Source organism: Siansivirga zeaxanthinifaciens CC-SAMT-1 (genome assembly GCF_000941055.1).
Taxonomy (GTDB): Bacteria; Bacteroidota; Bacteroidia; order Flavobacteriales; family Flavobacteriaceae; genus Siansivirga; species Siansivirga zeaxanthinifaciens.
In genome coordinates this window covers 743,719-759,427 of record NZ_CP007202.1, presented here as the reverse complement: position 1 = coordinate 759,427, position 15,709 = coordinate 743,719, and the positions used below count along the sequence as shown (strand labels likewise).

18 protein-coding genes are annotated in these 15,709 nt (G+C 31.2%); 16 read left to right on the top strand and 2 right to left on the bottom strand.

Annotated elements, in window-relative coordinates:
• Positions 1–31 precede the first annotated feature (31 nt).
• Positions 32–955 carry a DUF6427 family protein gene (locus tag AW14_RS14805; protein WP_044637557.1) on the top strand — a complete coding sequence of 308 codons (924 nt, stop codon included), beginning with the start codon at positions 32–34 and terminating at the stop codon, positions 953–955.
• On the opposite strand, the gene upp is transcribed toward AW14_RS14805, so the two are convergent.
• Positions 944–1,603, bottom strand: a complete 660-nt coding sequence (upp, locus tag AW14_RS03490) for a uracil phosphoribosyltransferase (protein ID WP_044637556.1) — start codon at positions 1,601–1,603, stop codon at positions 944–946. The two genes, AW14_RS14805 and upp, sit on opposite strands and share 12 nt — an antisense overlap.
• A gap of 72 nt (positions 1,604–1,675) precedes the next feature.
• On the opposite strand from upp, the gene AW14_RS03485 reads away from it, so the two are divergent.
• The 3 genes from AW14_RS03485 (at position 1,676) to AW14_RS03475 (ending at position 4,164) form a co-directional block, all read left to right on the top strand.
• Complete coding sequence (locus tag AW14_RS03485) at positions 1,676–2,281, top strand: DUF4254 domain-containing protein (protein ID WP_044637555.1); 606 nt, start codon at positions 1,676–1,678, stop codon at positions 2,279–2,281.
• Between the two features lie 81 nt (positions 2,282–2,362).
• Positions 2,363–3,121, top strand: a complete 759-nt coding sequence (locus AW14_RS03480) for an MORN repeat-containing protein (RefSeq protein WP_044637554.1) — start codon at positions 2,363–2,365, stop codon at positions 3,119–3,121.
• 20 nt (positions 3,122–3,141) lie between these two features.
• On the top strand, positions 3,142–4,164 hold the full coding sequence (locus tag AW14_RS03475) for a glycosyltransferase family 9 protein (RefSeq protein ID WP_316930051.1): 1,023 nt from the start codon (positions 3,142–3,144) through the stop codon (positions 4,162–4,164).
• A 50-nt stretch (positions 4,165–4,214) separates the two neighbouring features.
• Here AW14_RS03475 and AW14_RS03470 read toward each other — a convergent pair whose 3' ends face one another.
• Positions 4,215–5,267, bottom strand: a complete 1,053-nt coding sequence (locus tag AW14_RS03470; protein ID WP_044637552.1) for a ferredoxin--NADP reductase — start codon at positions 5,265–5,267, stop codon at positions 4,215–4,217.
• 109 nt (positions 5,268–5,376) lie between these two features.
• Here AW14_RS03470 and AW14_RS03465 point away from each other — a divergent pair, with 109 nt between their 5' ends.
• The 12 genes from AW14_RS03465 (at position 5,377) to atpH (ending at position 15,690) form a co-directional block, all read left to right on the top strand.
• Positions 5,377–5,718 (top strand): PadR family transcriptional regulator, encoded by a 342-nt coding sequence (locus tag AW14_RS03465; RefSeq protein WP_044637551.1) that lies wholly within the window; start codon positions 5,377–5,379, stop codon positions 5,716–5,718.
• A complete protein-coding gene (locus AW14_RS03460; RefSeq protein WP_052647419.1) occupies positions 5,715–6,410 on the top strand; it encodes a hypothetical protein in 696 nt (231 codons plus the stop codon). The genes AW14_RS03465 and AW14_RS03460 overlap by 4 nt, the downstream gene beginning before the upstream one ends.
• Before the next feature lie 68 nt (positions 6,411–6,478).
• Positions 6,479–7,957, top strand: coding sequence for a DUF5687 family protein (locus AW14_RS03455; RefSeq protein ID WP_044637550.1), 1,479 nt, complete (start codon positions 6,479–6,481; stop codon positions 7,955–7,957).
• A gap of 732 nt (positions 7,958–8,689) precedes the next feature.
• The gene (locus tag AW14_RS03450; protein WP_044637549.1) at positions 8,690–9,397 is read left to right on the top strand and encodes an ABC transporter ATP-binding protein; all 708 of its coding nucleotides are present in this window, start codon (positions 8,690–8,692) and stop codon (positions 9,395–9,397) included.
• A gap of 107 nt (positions 9,398–9,504) precedes the next feature.
• The gene (gene porW / locus AW14_RS03445; protein ID WP_044637548.1) at positions 9,505–12,081 is read left to right on the top strand and encodes a type IX secretion system periplasmic lipoprotein PorW/SprE; all 2,577 of its coding nucleotides are present in this window, start codon (positions 9,505–9,507) and stop codon (positions 12,079–12,081) included.
• Positions 12,082–12,096: 15 nt separating this feature from the next.
• A complete protein-coding gene (locus AW14_RS03440; RefSeq protein WP_044637547.1) occupies positions 12,097–12,504 on the top strand; it encodes a bactofilin family protein in 408 nt (135 codons plus the stop codon).
• Positions 12,476–12,709, top strand: coding sequence for an AtpZ/AtpI family protein (locus AW14_RS14640; protein ID WP_245617613.1), 234 nt, complete (start codon positions 12,476–12,478; stop codon positions 12,707–12,709). Before AW14_RS03440 ends, AW14_RS14640 begins: the two co-directional genes overlap by 29 nt.
• Positions 12,702–13,073: a DUF6168 family protein gene (locus AW14_RS03435; RefSeq protein ID WP_044637546.1), complete on the top strand. Its 372-nt coding sequence runs from the start codon at positions 12,702–12,704 to the stop codon at positions 13,071–13,073. Before AW14_RS14640 ends, AW14_RS03435 begins: the two co-directional genes overlap by 8 nt.
• A 126-nt stretch (positions 13,074–13,199) precedes the next feature.
• Positions 13,200–14,321, top strand: a complete 1,122-nt coding sequence (gene atpB / locus AW14_RS03430) for a F0F1 ATP synthase subunit A (protein ID WP_044639468.1) — start codon at positions 13,200–13,202, stop codon at positions 14,319–14,321.
• Positions 14,322–14,359: 38 nt separating this feature from the next.
• The gene (atpE, locus tag AW14_RS03425) at positions 14,360–14,548 is read left to right on the top strand and encodes an ATP synthase F0 subunit C (protein WP_004569351.1); all 189 of its coding nucleotides are present in this window, start codon (positions 14,360–14,362) and stop codon (positions 14,546–14,548) included.
• Positions 14,549–14,649: 101 nt separating this feature from the next.
• On the top strand, positions 14,650–15,150 hold the full coding sequence (locus tag AW14_RS03420; protein ID WP_044637545.1) for a F0F1 ATP synthase subunit B: 501 nt from the start codon (positions 14,650–14,652) through the stop codon (positions 15,148–15,150).
• 3 nt (positions 15,151–15,153) lie between these two features.
• The gene (gene atpH, locus AW14_RS03415) at positions 15,154–15,690 is read left to right on the top strand and encodes an ATP synthase F1 subunit delta (RefSeq protein ID WP_044637544.1); all 537 of its coding nucleotides are present in this window, start codon (positions 15,154–15,156) and stop codon (positions 15,688–15,690) included.
• Positions 15,691–15,709: the final 19 nt, after the last annotated feature.

Genomic DNA, 15,709 nt, shown 5'->3' with positions numbered 1-15,709 from the left:
TATTTACTTAGCAAAAATACAAAAACAGTTAATGATAGCAAGTATTTTTAGTAAATCTAAACCAATAAATTTTATAATCGTTTTTTTTATTACGGTTTTAGCATTTTTTATGGCTAGAAAAAACCTAATAATTAACGATTTTTCGGTTGGTTTTATCTTTAAACAACTCGGTATGTTTTTGCTGTGTTGTTTAACAATTTTGGTAATTAACTTTATTATTTATAAAAATAATTTAACCAATAAAAATAACTACGATATTTTATTATTCAGTTTGTTTTTATTGCTGTTTTATCAAACAACAAACAACACTTATATTCTTCTCTCTAATTTTTTTGTACTCCTGGGTTTAAGGCGTTTAATAAGTTTACACACCCAAAAAAGTATAAAAAAGAAGTTGTTTGATGCCGCTTTTTGGTTTGGTATAGCCACCTTGTTCTATTTTTGGTCTGGACTATTTTTTATTTTAACCATAATTAGTTTGCTATTGTATACCGATAATAATATCCGTCATTGGATTATCCCTTTTGTTGGCTATTTAACGGTATTTATAATTGCTATTTCCGTGTGGTTAATTACTAATCGGGATGTAACGTTCTCATTCAACCTGAAAGATTTTATTAGTTTCGATTTCAGTATTTATAACACAACAAACTATTTAATTGGAACTACTTTTGCACTTTCATTTGGTATTTGGGCTTCTATATTTTATGTTCAAAATATTAAGAAAAAGAAAAAGTCGTTACGTGTGTCTTTTAAAATAGTTATGTTGGCCGCTGTTATTGCTTTTTTTGTAATTATTCTTTCTCCATTAAAAACAGGAAGTGAATTTTTATTTGCATTTGCTCCCTTAGCTATTATAATTACAAATTATTTACAAACCATTCAAGAAAATTGGTTTAAAGAAGTTTTTCTTTCCATGTTGTTTGTAGTGCCTTTTTTGTTGTTATTGCTGTAGTTTTTCTCCAAAGGCTAAATCGCCTGCATCGCCTAAACCTGGAATAATGTAACCGTTTTTGTTTAGGCTCTCATCGATACTGGCAATCCATAAATGCGTTTCGGCATCAAAATGTTTCGAAACAAAATCGACTCCTTGTTGTGCCCCAATAACACTTACTAAATGAATATTTTTTGGTGTTCCAAAAGGTTTTAAAGCTTCAAAAGTAGCAAGCATGGATTGACCGGTCGCTAGCATGGGGTCTGCCAGAATTAATGTTTTGTTTTCTAAATTAGGACAAGCCAGATATTCCACAATAATTTCAAATGATTCCGGATTATTTTTATGATGCCTATATGCCGATATAAATGCATTTTCGGCTGTATCAAAATAATTTAGTAATCCGTTGTGTAATGGCACGCCAGCTCTTAGAATAGAACACAAAACAATATCATTTTCTAAACTTTCATAATTAAAGAGGCCAAGTGGTGTTTTAATTTGGGAAGGATTATAGTTAAGAATTTTACTCAATTCGTAGCCTAAAATTTCACCAATACGTTCAATATTTCTTCTAAAACGCATGCTATCTTTTTGTTTATTTACATCTCTTATCTCTGAAATAAAAGTATTTAAAATCGAGTTTTTTAACGAGAAATTATGAATATGCATGGGTTTCAGTATTTTAAATGAGTTATAAAGTTAATTATTTAGACTTATATTTGTCGTTTTAAATTATACATTATGTTTACAAATAAAGCCAACAAAATTTTTCAAGACGTTATTGAAAAATACCACATTATTAATACTGTAGATCAGCCATTTGAGAATCCTTACCCAGAATCTAGTTTAATAGAGCATTTACTATACAGAAAATGCTGGATTGATACCGTGCAATGGCATTATGAAGATATTATTAGAGACCCACAAATAGACCCGGTAGCTGCGTTAACTTTAAAACGTCAAATCGATGCGTCTAACCAAGATAGAACAGACATGGTGGAGTATATTGACAGTTATTTTTTAGAGCAATATAAACATGTAACACCTAAAGAAAATGCGACTATTAATACAGAAAGTCCGGCTTGGGGCGTAGACCGTTTGTCTATTTTAGCACTAAAAATTTATCATATGAATGAAGAAGCTACGCGCGTAAATGCATCCGCAGAACACCGTGCAGCTTGTCAGAAAAAATTAGATATTTTATTAGAACAACGTGTCGATTTATCTACAGCCATCGATACATTATTAAAAGATATTGAAAACGGCGATAAGTACATGAAAGTTTACAAACAAATGAAAATGTACAACGACGACGAATTAAACCCAGTGCTTAGAGGTCAGAAATAAACCATCGCAATAACCTTTCGGTTAAAAATATTTTTATGTTTCAATAATCTATTTTATCTTCATTTAAAGAAATATTAGATTATGAAAACATTTGTAAAAATCTGTGTCTTTTTATTTGTGTTTATTGGACATACTCAAGTTCCTATTGGAAAGACACAAACCATTAAAAAACCCGCGGCGTTAAAATGTGTATCGGGTAATTGTGTTGATGGTTGGGGAAAATGGGAATTTGAAAATGGTTATTACGACGGTTTTTGGGAAAACAGCAAAAGACATGGCTATGGCTTGTACAAGTGGAATGAATTTGGTACATACGTAGGTTTTTGGAAAGATGATAAAATAGAAGGCTATGGCTCTTATGAAGATACCAATGGTAAAATTTTTGCTGGAATGTATGTTAATGGCAAATTAAATGGTTTTGGTGAAGAAATAGATAAATCTAACAACCATAAAGCGGGAATTTACAAAGACCATGTGTTGATTACGCCTTACGATTATGAATTAAAAGATGTAAAATTGGGCTGTGTTACTGGAAATTGTATAGATGGTTACGGCAGTTATGTATGGGAAAATGGCGATTTTTTTGCTGGTTTTTTTAAAAATAGCACCCCGTTTTTAGGGACATATCAATTTGCAAATTTAGATTATTATACAGGTATGTTTAATGAAAAAGGCCAGTTTCATGGGCAAGGACGATTTTTTTATTCAGATGATGTTGATGCTTATTATGGTGGCGAATTTTATAATGGTAATTTCGAAGGAAAAGGGTTTTATGATGATTATAAGGATAAACCAAAAATTGGAATTTGGAAAGAAGGAAAACTTATTAAACCATTATAATTCATTTTAACACAAAACAATTGACTCCTAAAACATTTCATATTCTTGTTATACGTTTCTCAGCTATGGGCGATGTAGCCATGACGGTAAATGTTTTACGGGCCTTAACAGAACAATATCCTCAGGTTAAAATCACGGTTTTAACCCGAGGTTTTTTTTCTCCTTTTTTTCGCGATTTAAAAAATGTTACTGTGTTTACCGCCGATTTGAAAGGCAAACACAAAGGCGTTTTTGGACTTTATAAATTAGGAAGACAATTAAATAAAATACACAAATTTTATGCTGTCGCCGATATTCATAATGTACTACGAACTAAGGTTTTAAAAAAGGTAATTCGATGCAGGCTTTTTGCTTCAATCGATAAAGGACGAGCCGAAAAAAGTGCTTTAATAAAAGGCAAAATTTTTAAACAACTTAAAACAACACATCAGCGGTATGCCGATGTTTTTAAAACTTTAGGTTTTCCCATCGATTTGTCAAATCCAACCTTCCCTGAAGCTAAAACCATTTCATTTAACACTTTAAGCGGTTTACAAACTAAAACAGAAAAATGGATAGGCATTGCGCCATTTGCAGCACATAAAGGTAAAATGTATCCTTTAGAATTGATGACCGAAGTTATAGCATCGCTTTCTAAAAAGCATAAAGTCATTTTGTTTGGTGGAGGCAACGAAGAATCTAAAATTTTAGAAGCTATAAAAGATAAATATCCAAGTTGTATAAATTTGGCCGGTAAATTAAATTTAGATCAAGAATTGGATGTGATTTCAAATTTAGATGTGATGCTTTCCATGGATTCGGGTAATGCGCATTTAGCAGCCATGCTGGGCGTAAAAGTAATTACCGTTTGGGGCGTTACCCATCCTTATGCAGGCTTTGCGCCATTTAATCAGCCAGAAGATTATGCTTTAATAGCTAATCGAGAGCAATTTCCTGCCATTCCAACTTCGGTTTATGGGAATAAATATCCTAAAGGATACGAGCAAGCCTCGGGGAGTATAAGTCCTCAAACAATAATCGATAAAATAGAAAGTGTTTTATAAACTTTAAATAAAAGCAGAAACCTTAAAAAAGTTCCTGCTTTTATTTTATTTTAAACATCGTCGTAGTTTACAACTACAGTGGCTGTTGTTGGATGCGCCTGACAGGTTAAAATAAGCCCTTCTGCGACCTCGTTTTCTGTTAGTATGCTATTTTGCCTCATGGTTGCTTGGCCTTCGGTAATTCGCGCTAAACAGCTGCTGCAAATACCACCTTGACACGAGTAAGGAACATCTAAATCTTCATCTAAAGATGCTTCGAGAATGGTTTGTTTCGCCGACATTTCAAAAGTTGTAGTTTCATCATCAACGGTCACAGTAATTTTTGTTTTTCCCGTAGCATTAACAGGTTCTACTTCATCGGCTTTCGATGCCTTAAACAATTCAAAATGAATTCTTTCTGAAGCTGTTCCATGCTCTGTTAATACATCTTTAACGGTATGAATCATAGCTTCTGGTCCGCATAAATAGAAATCATCAATTTCAATGTGTTTATACTTATTTTTAAGAACCAGGTTTACAGTGCTTTTTTCAATTCTTCCAAAAACAGCATCGTTTTCTTGTGCCTGGCTAAACACAAATTGAATAGCGAAACGATCTTTGTAATTGTGATGCAATTCTAATAATTCATTAAAAAACATGGTGTCTTCAACCGTTTTATTACCATAAACTAAAATAACCTGGCTATTAACCTCTTCTTCTAAAGCACATTTTATAATGCTTAAAACAGGTGTAATTCCACTTCCAGCAGCAAACGCTGCAATGTGTTTTGTTTTAGAATCGTTTGGTGTAAAAACAAAGCGTCCTTTTGGAGGTGCGACTTCTAAAATATCGCCGGTTTTTAATTCTTTGTTAGCAAATGCCGAAAATGTTCCATCTGCAACTTCTTTAATAGCTACTTTAAGTTCGTTACTTTTTGGAGAAGCACATAACGAATAATCGCGACGCACTTCGTTGCCATCAATACTAGTTTTTAAGGTTATATATTGTCCCGCTTTAAAGGCAAAAGTGCTCTTTAAGTTTTCTGGAACGTCAAAAACAATACTTATAGCATTGCTTGTTTCTCTTATAATATTTTTAATTGAAAGTTTATGAAATGATGACATATAAAGTAAATTTTTTACAAAAATACTAAAGCCATGAAACTTAAATGAGGATAATTAAAAAAAAAAATACATAAGTATTTTATGTATAAGATTTTTTTTATATTCGGGTATGGGAAATTCGAATTTATATAAAGGAAGTTTAACAACTATTATTTTGAAACTCTTAGGGGAGTTTGATAAAATGTATGGTTATGAAATTACCCAGAAAGTAAAAGAAATAACCCACGGTGAATTAAAAATAACCGAGGGAGCACTTTATCCGTCGCTTCATAAACTAGAAGCCGATGGCTTGTTAGATGTTGAGGTTGTTAAAGTAGATAACAGGATGCGTAAGTATTACAAACTCACAGAAAAAGGTGATAAAGAGATAGTAAATAAAGTCACCGAATTAGAAAATTACGTTAAAACGATGCAAGTGTTATTAAACGCTAACCTGAATACTAGTAAATGAAAACATTAAACAAAGACCAAGTAGATATATTATACGAATTCACAAGAAAGCACTATGTGGAGTGGTACGATTTACAAACCGAATTGGTAGACCATTTGGCCCATGGTATTGAAGAACAATGGGCAGTAAAACCCCAGCTCGATTTTAATCAGGCTTTAAAAAATGAGTTTAAAAAATTTGGTATTTATGGTTTTTCAGACATTGTAGAGCAAAAATCGAATGCCTTATCAAAGTTTTACAGAAAAGAAGTCTGGAAAAGCTTTAAAAACTATTTTAAACTACCAAAAATTATAGTTACGCTATTTAGTATTTGGGCTTTATTTAAATTTTTTCACTCCTTCGAAAACAAAAATTATATACTCATTCCAACAGTAGTTGGGTTGTTTGGTTTTCAATTATATCATTTAATTAACGAATCTAGAAAGCAAAAAAAGAAAAAGAAAGCCACTGGCAAGGCTTGGCTATTTGAGAATGTATTAAATCAAATGGGCGGACTCATTCACTTGTTTAATTTAGGCATTTATTTTCCTCATATTTTCGACTCTAACCGCGAATGGTCGTTGTTTGGTGAAATAATATTTTCTACTTGTGTGGTTTTATACTTTTTAATGTTTTATGTAGCAGTAAACGTTGTATCGCCAGCCATCAAAGAAAAATTTTCTAAAGAATATCCAGAATATAAATTAATTTAAACCTGTAACAGAAATTCATTTTTCTATACAAATACCTAGAATATAAAGATTAAGCTTAAATAAAAATTATGATAAAACACTTCCTAAATTTAGAATGGAAATCTTTTTTAAGATCGGCTAGTTTTGGTAAAAGTATCGCCATTAAAATTTTAATGGGATTTTTAGCCCTTTATTTCTTAGCCATATTTTTGGGATTGGGACTTATTTTATATCCTGCCTTAACTAAAGCTTTTCCTGAACGAAATCCCTTAGAAATAGTAAACGAATTCTTGTTTTATTGGATTTTAGGCGATTTACTATTTAGATTCTTTTTCCAGAAATTGCCAGTTATGAGTGTTAAGTCATTGCTGGTATTACCCGTGAAACGGAAACAGGTCGTTAACTTTGTTTTAGGCAAATCGGTGTTGTCTTTTTTTAATTTTTTACCCCTATTTGCCATTGTGCCTTTTGGAGTTACATTAATGGTGAAAGGTTATCCAGTAAGCTCAGTTTTAATGTGGATGCTTGCTTTGGTAATAGTGACTTTAATTATTAATTTTTTAAATTTTATTATTGAAAGTCTTTCTGCAGAAACCGAATTATCTTTTTTGCCAATTTTAGCTTTTTCAGGGTCTTTATTCGCTCTTAATTTTTTTAATATTATTTCTTTTAATAACATAATTGCAAACGCATTTAATGCTATTTATAACACTCATTTTTTTATACTTATTCCCATTTTAATTTTAATGGGACTTTACTTATTTAATTTTAAAATTTTAAGACAAAAATTATTCTTAGATAGCGGTTTAAAAAAAGAAGTAAAAGAAGTTGAAGTTGCTAATTTAAATTGGACTAAAAACTTCGGTGATATAGCGCCTTTCATGCAATTAGATTTAAAATTAATTTGGCGAAATAAACGTACAAAATCATCTGTTTTTATGCTAATTATAGGGTTGCTTTATGGTTTGTTTTTTTACCCACAACCTACCTATCAAAACATGCCTTGGTTTTTTGCTTTTATTGGTGTTTTTACAACAGGTATTTTCTTAATTAATTTCGGACAATTTATTCCTGCTTGGGATAGTGGTTACTACAAATTATTAATGAGTCAGAATATAAAATACCAACAGTATTTGCAATCTAAATTTACCTTAATGGCCTTAAGCGTAGTTATTTTATTTGTATTAGGTATTCCTTATGTGTTTTTTGGCTGGAAAATTCTTTTAGCGCATTTTGCTGCGGCCATATATAATATTGGGGTTAATACGCATGTTATTTTGTATGGAGGCTCTTTTAATCGTAAAAAAATAGACCTAAGCCAGAAAGCTGCATTTAACTATCAAGGAACAGGAGCCGTGCAATGGCTAATAGGTATTCCATTATTGATTTTACCGTTATTAATTTTTACATTATTCAACTTTTTAATAGGTTTTGAATGGGCTTGTTTCCTTTTAGCAGTTTTAGGAATTATAGGAATAATTTTTCATCAAAAATTTATGTCAATAATCACAGAAAAATATATTGAAGCGAAGTATAGAATGATAGACGCTTTCAATCAGAATGATTAATATAAAAAATAGGTCTAAAAAAAATGTAAAATCAAACAATTTTATCAACCTATAAAAATGCTTTTTAAGAGTTTTTATGATTTTCATAAAACCCTTTATTTTAATAGGGATTTGAAGTGATTTTTATCAGTTAAAAAAATAAAAAATAGACGTTTTAAAAAAGTTGTATTTTTTTAAAATTTAAATAAAATATTTTCACTTAAAAAAGATATTTATTTCAGCTTTTAGCAGTGTATTGGAAACTTTAAAAAAATGTTCTATAAAAATAATTTTTTAAACCTTTTTTTTGATTGAAAATATATAGGTTTAAATATTTTTTATAATATTTAAAAGGACTTATTTTATTGATGTTTACAAAGATTTTTTCATTATTAAAAAATAAAAAAAAGGACTTTTTAAAAACCTTCATTTTTTTAAAATGAATTGCAATTAAAATAGTAAAATAATATACAATGCTACTTTTTCTTTTTAAAACAAAAAATGAGCCATGAAAAAAGATTCGATTTTTAATAAAAAAATAGAAGTTAAATACTTAAAAATTAAAATATTTTTTTCAAACATTTTTAATACATAAAAAGCAGTTTTAAAAATGTTTTTTTAAAATGTTCAAAAACCATGATATTACTGGGATAATGAGTGATTTTTAAAGTTCTTTAAAAATAAAAAATTCATATTTTTTAAAACATCAAAAAATTATAAAATAGATACATTTAATTTAATAAAATAATTGTTATGATAATAACCTCAAACCTTACAAAAAAATACAGTAGTAAATTAGTTTTACAAATTGATTCTTTAGAAATCCCAAAAGGACAAAGTTTTGGTTTGGTAGGAAATAATGGTGCCGGTAAAACAACTTATTTTAGTTTATTACTCGATTTAATTCAACCCACTACAGGATCTATAACTTCAAATGGCATTCAGGTAAACGAAAGTGAAGCCTGGAAACCTTTTACCTCATCGTTTATTGATGAAAGTTTTTTAATTGGTTATTTAACTCCCGAAGAATATTTTTATTTTATTGGAGAATTACGCCATCAAAATCGAGCCGATGTAAATAATTTACTTTCTCAGTATACAGATTTTTTCCACGGTGAAATTTTAGGGCAAAAAAAGTATTTACGTGATTTAAGTAAGGGAAATCAGAAAAAGGTGGGTATCGTAGCCGCTTTAATTGGAAATCCTGAAGTTATTATTTTAGATGAACCCTTTGCAAATCTAGATCCTTCTACACAAATACGACTTAAAGGTATTATTAAAGATTTAGCCGAAAAACAAGGTGTTACTGTTTTGGTGTCTAGTCACGATTTAATGCACGTAACTGATGTTTGCGAACGTATTGTGGTTTTAGAAAAAGGCGCCATAGTTAAAGATTTAGATACCAATGAAGCCACTTTAAAGGAATTAGAAGCTCACTTTTCTGGAGAAGTAAGCTTATAGTTTTAGGCTTCATTTTAGTCTATAATCAAAAAAGATGTTTATTTTTACCTGCTTACATAATATAAGCGGTAGTTTGTAGTTATTTATTTAGACCAAAAATACTAGCCTTGAAAACTTCTTTTAAAGCAAATTTTATATTCTTATTTACGATTCTTTTGTTGGTAAGTTGTTCCAGAAAAAAGGACAAGTTTATCAACCGAAATTTTCATGCTATTACAGCCGAATACAATACACTTTTTAACGGTTACAATGCCTTAGATGCTGGTAGAAAGTCATTAAACGATGGGTATTCAGATAATTATTGGGATGTTTTGCCGATTGAGCGAATGCAAATTTCAGATGAAATTATTCTACCTGGGCAATCTAAAAATTCAGATTTTACAAAAGCTGAAGAAAAGGCAGTAAAAGCCATTCAAAAACACAGCATGAATATCGAGGGTAAAGAGCGTAACCCCCAAATAGACGAAGCGTACTTGCTTTTGGGAAAAGCCCGTTATTTCGATCAGCGTTTTGTTCCTGCTCTTGAAGCTTTCAATTATATTCTTTACAAATATCCTGCGAGTGATAAAATAAATCAGGCTAAAATTTGGCGTGAAAAAACCAACATTCGATTAGATAATAATGAGTTAGCAATTAAAAATTTAAAACGATTATTATTTGTTCAAGAAGTTGAAGATCAAGACTTAGCTGATGCCACTTCTATGCTTGCACAGGCCTATTTAAATACTAAGTCTGTAGATAGCGCCATTACACAACTTCAAATTGCTGCCAATGCTACAAAAAGTAACGACGAGCGTGGTCGTTATCAATTTATTTTAGGTCAATTATACAATCAATTAGGTTACAAAGATAGCGCGAACATTGCTTTCGATAAAGTCATTGAACTCAATCGAAAAACACCAAGAATTTACATGATTAGTGCCTATATCGAAAAAATTAAAAACTTCGATTATAGCACTCAAAACAAATCGGAGCTTCTTGAATTACTTACCGAATTAGAAGAAGATAGAGAAAACCGACCGTTTCTAGACAAAATCTACCACCAAAAAGCAAACTTCTATTTAGATAATAATTTAGATTCTTTAGCGATTACCTATTTCAACAAGTCGTTAAGAACCCGATCTAAAGACAGCCAGTTAATAGCTCGAAATTACGAAACACTTGGCAACATGAATTTTGATGTTTCAGAATATAAACTTGCTGGTTTTTATTACGATAGCACTTTAATAAATCTCGAAGAAAATTCGAAGCCTTACCGCGTAATTAAACGCAAACGAAATAATTTAGAAGATGTTATTTATTACGAAGAAGTAGCCAAAGTAAATGATAGTATTATAAAATTAGTTAAAGCATCTCCAGAAGAGCGGTTAGATTTTTTTAATGCTTTTATTGAAGATATTAAGGCAAAAGAAGCAGCCGAAAAAGAACAAGCTGAGGCCGAAGAACAATTAGCAAATTTAAATAGTGCTGTTACTAGTGTTCCCAACAACCAGACGAATATAGGTTCCAGATCTGCAGGTTTGCCCGGACAAGCTTCAACATTTTATTTTTATAATCCAACAACCGTTGCTTACGGTAAAAACGAATTTCTTAAAAACTGGGGCGACAGACCATTAGAAGATAATTGGCGTTGGTCCAGTAAGGTTAAATCTGGTGGTGGTGCTTCTTCAGTAGCGGGCGCCAATGTTTTAGCATTAGCTTCAGATGAAGAACGTTATAATCCAGAGTTTTATATTTCTAAAATTCCTTCCGAAGCAAAAGAAATAGATAGTATTTCAAAAGAAAGAAACTACGCTTATTATCAATTAGGTTTAATTTATAAGGAGAAATTCAAAGAATATGAATTGGCGAAAACGAAGTTTGTAAACCTGTTAAATAGCAATCCCGAAGAGCGTTTAATTCTGCCTTCAAAATACAATTTGTTAAAAATTTATGAAGCATTAGGAGAAAACGGAGAAGCGGCTATTGCTAATAATGAGATTATTTCTAAGTATCCAGATTCTAGATATGCCACTATTTTAAGTAACCCAGATTTGGTTTCAGACACCGATGCGGATAGTCCGGAAGCTTTATATGAAGCGCTATATCATCAATATGAAAATCAGGAATTTGCCGAAGTCATTTCTAAAAGTGAAGATTATATTAACCGGTTTGATGGCGAACCTATAGTTCCTAAGATGGAATTACTAAAAGCTACAGCCAGTGGCCGATTGTTTGGTCTTGAAGCCTACAGCAAACAAATAAATAACATTGCTGTAACCTATGCCAATACACCCGAGGGTATTGAAGCACAAGCGATTGAAGCCAATGTGTTACCCAAGTTAGCCAATACCAAGTTTACTGTTGCAAACGATAGTATTTCAAGTGGTTACAAGGTGGTCTTTAAGTTTGATGAAGCGAATAAAGAACAAATTAAGACTTTTAAGGAAACCATAGATAAGGTATTAAAAAATATAAAATATTACAGTTTAAGTAGTTCAGTTGATGTTTATAACCCAAAAACTACGTTTGTGGTTGTTCATGGGTTGAAGAATGAGCAAGTCGCAAAAACATTCGATCAACTATTAACTAAAGAAGATAAGAAAAAAATTAAACAACCCTATTTCTCAATAGCATCTGAAAATTATCAAATAGTACAAATTCATAAAAATTTAGATGCTTATTTAAGTAAGAACAATAAATAAATTAATAGCAAAGTCATGTTTACAGAAAGTAAAAAGACCTCAAAAGGAGAAAACACTAATTATGGTCAGAATATCATATCACAAGGCACAAAAATAGCCGGCGATTTATTTAGTGAAGGCGATATTCGAATAGACGGTATAGTAGAAGGTAATATAAATACCAGTGGTAAAATTGTTGTAGGTAAACAAGGCGCTATTACTGGAACTTTGGTAGGAACCGATGCTTATTTTGAAGGCAAATTTTCTGGTAAATTAACTTTAAGTGGTACTTTAACCTTAAAAAGTACTGCAAGTATAGAAGGTGAAGTTATAGCGAGCAAATTGGCTGTAGAGCCAGGTGCCAATTTTAACGTTACATGCGAAATGAAAGGTTCTTTAAAAGAGATTAAATCTAGTGAGTCAAAAACCCAAAAAACAGCTTAGTCAATACATAAAATTTACATCGGTTGCTTTTCAAATGGGTTTAACCATTTATTTTGGAAGCAAACTTGGCGAATGGTTAGATGTTAAATTTCATAATTCTAATCAGTTATACTATAAAATAGTAACTTTGTTGGCTGTTTTTTTAGCCATGTTTTCTGTGATAAGACAAGTGCTTAAAATTACCAATAAAGATAATAATGATTAAAAGAATACTTCTATTTGTTGCAAGTGCAGCATGTCTATTTATTATAACGTATCCCGTTCATTCCTATTTTATTGCAAATAAGGTATCGTACCAATTATGGCATGTTTACACTTTCCATGTTGTAGCTTGTATTCTGGTTTATTTGGCTGTAGAATTGGTAGCCAGTAAACTGCCAAATCAGGCAGGGTATGCCTATTTAATGCTTATGTTTTTTAAAATTGGTGCCTTCGTATTAATTTTTCAAACATCGGTATTTATTAAAGAAAGTTTAACTCAAGCCGATCGTTTTGGTTTAATAATCCCGTTATTTTTGTTTTTAGTGCTTGAAGCAATTGGCGTATCAAAGCTGTTTAATAGTAAATAGCTTAGACTTTTACATAAAAAAACAGCTATATATAAAACTAACTAAAAAAAGGGTTTGGGTTTTTAAATTATTGTTTACATTTGCACAAAATTTTACAAAGCATAAATGTCATTATTTAGTAGAGATATGGTGGTACTAAAAAAATCTATCAAGTTTGTAGCCGTTTTAGTTTTAATGATGACTTCTTTTTCTGTGTTTGCTAATAATCTACAACACGAAACAGAAGCTCATAGCGAAGGAAATAAAGTAGATTCACCGGAAGAAATTACAGAATACATTCAGCATCACTTAAAAGATTCTCACGATTTTCATTTATATACTAATAATGAAACAGGTAAACACTACGGTTTTCCTTTACCTGTAATAGTTTGGACTAGTGAAGGATTAAGAACATTTATGTCATCGGCTTTTCATCACGACGATAATGGTCACGTTATTGTAGAGAAAGATGGTGTTAGTTTAACAAAACTTCATAGTAAAATATACGAATTAGAAGAAGGTGCCGAAGAAATTCAATTCGATGAGCATCACCATCCAACCAATGCACACAAAGTTTTAGATTTTTCTATCACTAAAAGTGTTTTCGGAATGTTATTAGCAGGTTTGTTGATGCTTTTAGGATTTGGAGCACTTGCTAGAGGATACAAAAAAGGTGCGATTCCAACTGGATTTGGACGTGTTTTAGAGCCTTTAGTAATTTATGTGCGCGACGAAATTGCAAAACCAAACATTGGAGAGAAAAAATATAGAAAATACATGGGATTCTTATTAACGGTATTTTTCTTTATTTGGATATTAAATTTATTAGGTTTAACGCCACTAGGGTTTAATGTTACAGGACAAATAGCTGTAACCGTGTGTTTAGCATTGTTTACATTTATTATAGTACAGTTTAGTGGAAACAAAGATTACTGGAAACATATTTTCTGGATGCCAGGTGTACCAGTTCCAATGAAAATTATTTTAATGCCTATTGAGATTTTAGGAATGTTAACAAAACCGTTTGCATTACTTATCCGTTTGTTTGCCAACATGACGGCAGGTCACTTTGTTGTAATGAGCTTAATTGCTTTAATGATTACAATGAAAGCTGCTTTTGGTCCGGTTGCATCAACAGGAATGTCATTATTATTAGCATTATTTATATCGGTTATCGAAATATTGGTAGCCTTTTTACAAGCGTTTATTTTTACGATGTTATCATCGTTGTTTATAGGAATGGCAGTTGAAGAACACGACCATCACTAATAAGAATTTGTTTAATTAATATTTTAAAATCAATTAGTATGTACAATTTAATTGGAGCAGGATTAATCGTAATCGGTGGAGGTATCGGTTTAGGTCAAATTGGTGGTAAAGCAATGGAAGGTATTGCTCGTCAACCTGAAGCAGCTGGAAAAATCCAAACTGCGATGATCATCATCGGAGCCTTATTAGAAGGTTTAGCATTCGGTGCATTAATCTTAGGGAAATAATTTTTCCCAAAAAAACAAAAGAAACAGTATTCTGCAACGGTTGGTTGCAGAAGCTGTTTTAAATTAAACAAACACAGTAATCAACTAATTTATAGTTACACATGGATCAGTTATTAAATGATTTTTCACCAGGGTTGTTTTTTATGCAAGCCATTATCTTAATAATTTTAATATTATTAATGATAAAATTCGCTTGGAAACCTATTTTAAACTCTTTACAAGATCGTGAAGATGGTATTAAAAATGCATTAGATTCTGCTGAGAAAGCAAAATTAGAAATGCAAAATTTACAAGCCGATAATAAGAAATTATTAAACGAGGCAAGAGCAGAAAGAGAAGCGATGTTAAAAGAAGCTCGCGACATGAAAGCTAAAATGATTGAAGATGCTACTGGTGAAGCAGAAGCACAAGCTAATAAAATTATTGAGCAAGCTCAAGCAGCCATCGAAAGTGAAAAGAAAGCAGCTATGGCAGAATTAAAAAGTCATGTTGCTGGTTTATCATTAGAGATTGCAGAGAAAGTACTAAAAGGAGAATTATCTAACAAAGACAAACAATTAAGTTTAGTAGAATCTATGTTAGGTGATGCAAAATTAAACTAAATCATGGCAGGAGCAAGAGCAGCGATACGTTACGCAAAAGCAGTTTTAAGTTTAGCTTCAGATAACAAATCTGAAGATACTGTTAACAACGACATGAAGTTAATAGCATCAACTATTGCAGAAAGTAGCGATTTAAAAGAAATGCTTCAAAGTCCTGTAATTGGTGTTTCAGTAAAAAAAGCGGTTTTATTGCAGGTGTTTAATAATGCATCTCAAGAAACCTTAAGTTTAATAAATACGCTTATCTCAAATAAAAGAGTCGATTTATTAAACCAAGTGGCTTTAGCATATACGCAATTGTTCGATGCGGCTAAAGGTATCGAAGTAGCAACAGTAACAACAGCTGTAGAGTTAAATGATGCTTTAAAAACACAAGTTTTAGCCAAAGCTAAAGAACTTACTGGAAAAGACATTGAAGTAAAAAATATTGTAGATGAAAACATTATTGGTGGTTTCATTTTACGCGTAGGAGATATTCAATACAACGCCAGTATTGCAAATCAACTAAATAAATTAAAAAGAGAATTTTCAATAAACTAAGATATTTATTTATCTAAAT

Coding starts and splice junctions, on each gene's coding strand:
- AW14_RS03470 (WP_044637552.1), bottom strand. CDS start 5,267: ATGTCATCATTTCATAAACTTTCAATTAAAAATATTATAAGAGAAACA.
- atpH (WP_044637544.1), top strand. CDS start 15,154: ATGGCAGGAGCAAGAGCAGCGATACGTTACGCAAAAGCAGTTTTAAGT.
- AW14_RS03455 (WP_044637550.1), top strand. CDS start 6,479: ATGATAAAACACTTCCTAAATTTAGAATGGAAATCTTTTTTAAGATCG.
- AW14_RS03440 (WP_044637547.1), top strand. CDS start 12,097: ATGTTTACAGAAAGTAAAAAGACCTCAAAAGGAGAAAACACTAATTAT.
- atpB (WP_044639468.1), top strand. CDS start 13,200: ATGGTGGTACTAAAAAAATCTATCAAGTTTGTAGCCGTTTTAGTTTTA.
- AW14_RS03450 (WP_044637549.1), top strand. CDS start 8,690: ATGATAATAACCTCAAACCTTACAAAAAAATACAGTAGTAAATTAGTT.
- upp (WP_044637556.1), bottom strand. CDS start 1,603: ATGCATATTCATAATTTCTCGTTAAAAAACTCGATTTTAAATACTTTT.
- AW14_RS03435 (WP_044637546.1), top strand. CDS start 12,702: ATGATTAAAAGAATACTTCTATTTGTTGCAAGTGCAGCATGTCTATTT.
- AW14_RS14805 (WP_044637557.1), top strand. CDS start 32: ATGATAGCAAGTATTTTTAGTAAATCTAAACCAATAAATTTTATAATC.
- AW14_RS03460 (WP_052647419.1), top strand. CDS start 5,715: ATGAAAACATTAAACAAAGACCAAGTAGATATATTATACGAATTCACA.
- AW14_RS03420 (WP_044637545.1), top strand. CDS start 14,650: ATGGATCAGTTATTAAATGATTTTTCACCAGGGTTGTTTTTTATGCAA.
- AW14_RS03465 (WP_044637551.1), top strand. CDS start 5,377: ATGGGAAATTCGAATTTATATAAAGGAAGTTTAACAACTATTATTTTG.
- atpE (WP_004569351.1), top strand. CDS start 14,360: ATGTACAATTTAATTGGAGCAGGATTAATCGTAATCGGTGGAGGTATC.
- AW14_RS03485 (WP_044637555.1), top strand. CDS start 1,676: ATGTTTACAAATAAAGCCAACAAAATTTTTCAAGACGTTATTGAAAAA.
- AW14_RS03480 (WP_044637554.1), top strand. CDS start 2,363: ATGAAAACATTTGTAAAAATCTGTGTCTTTTTATTTGTGTTTATTGGA.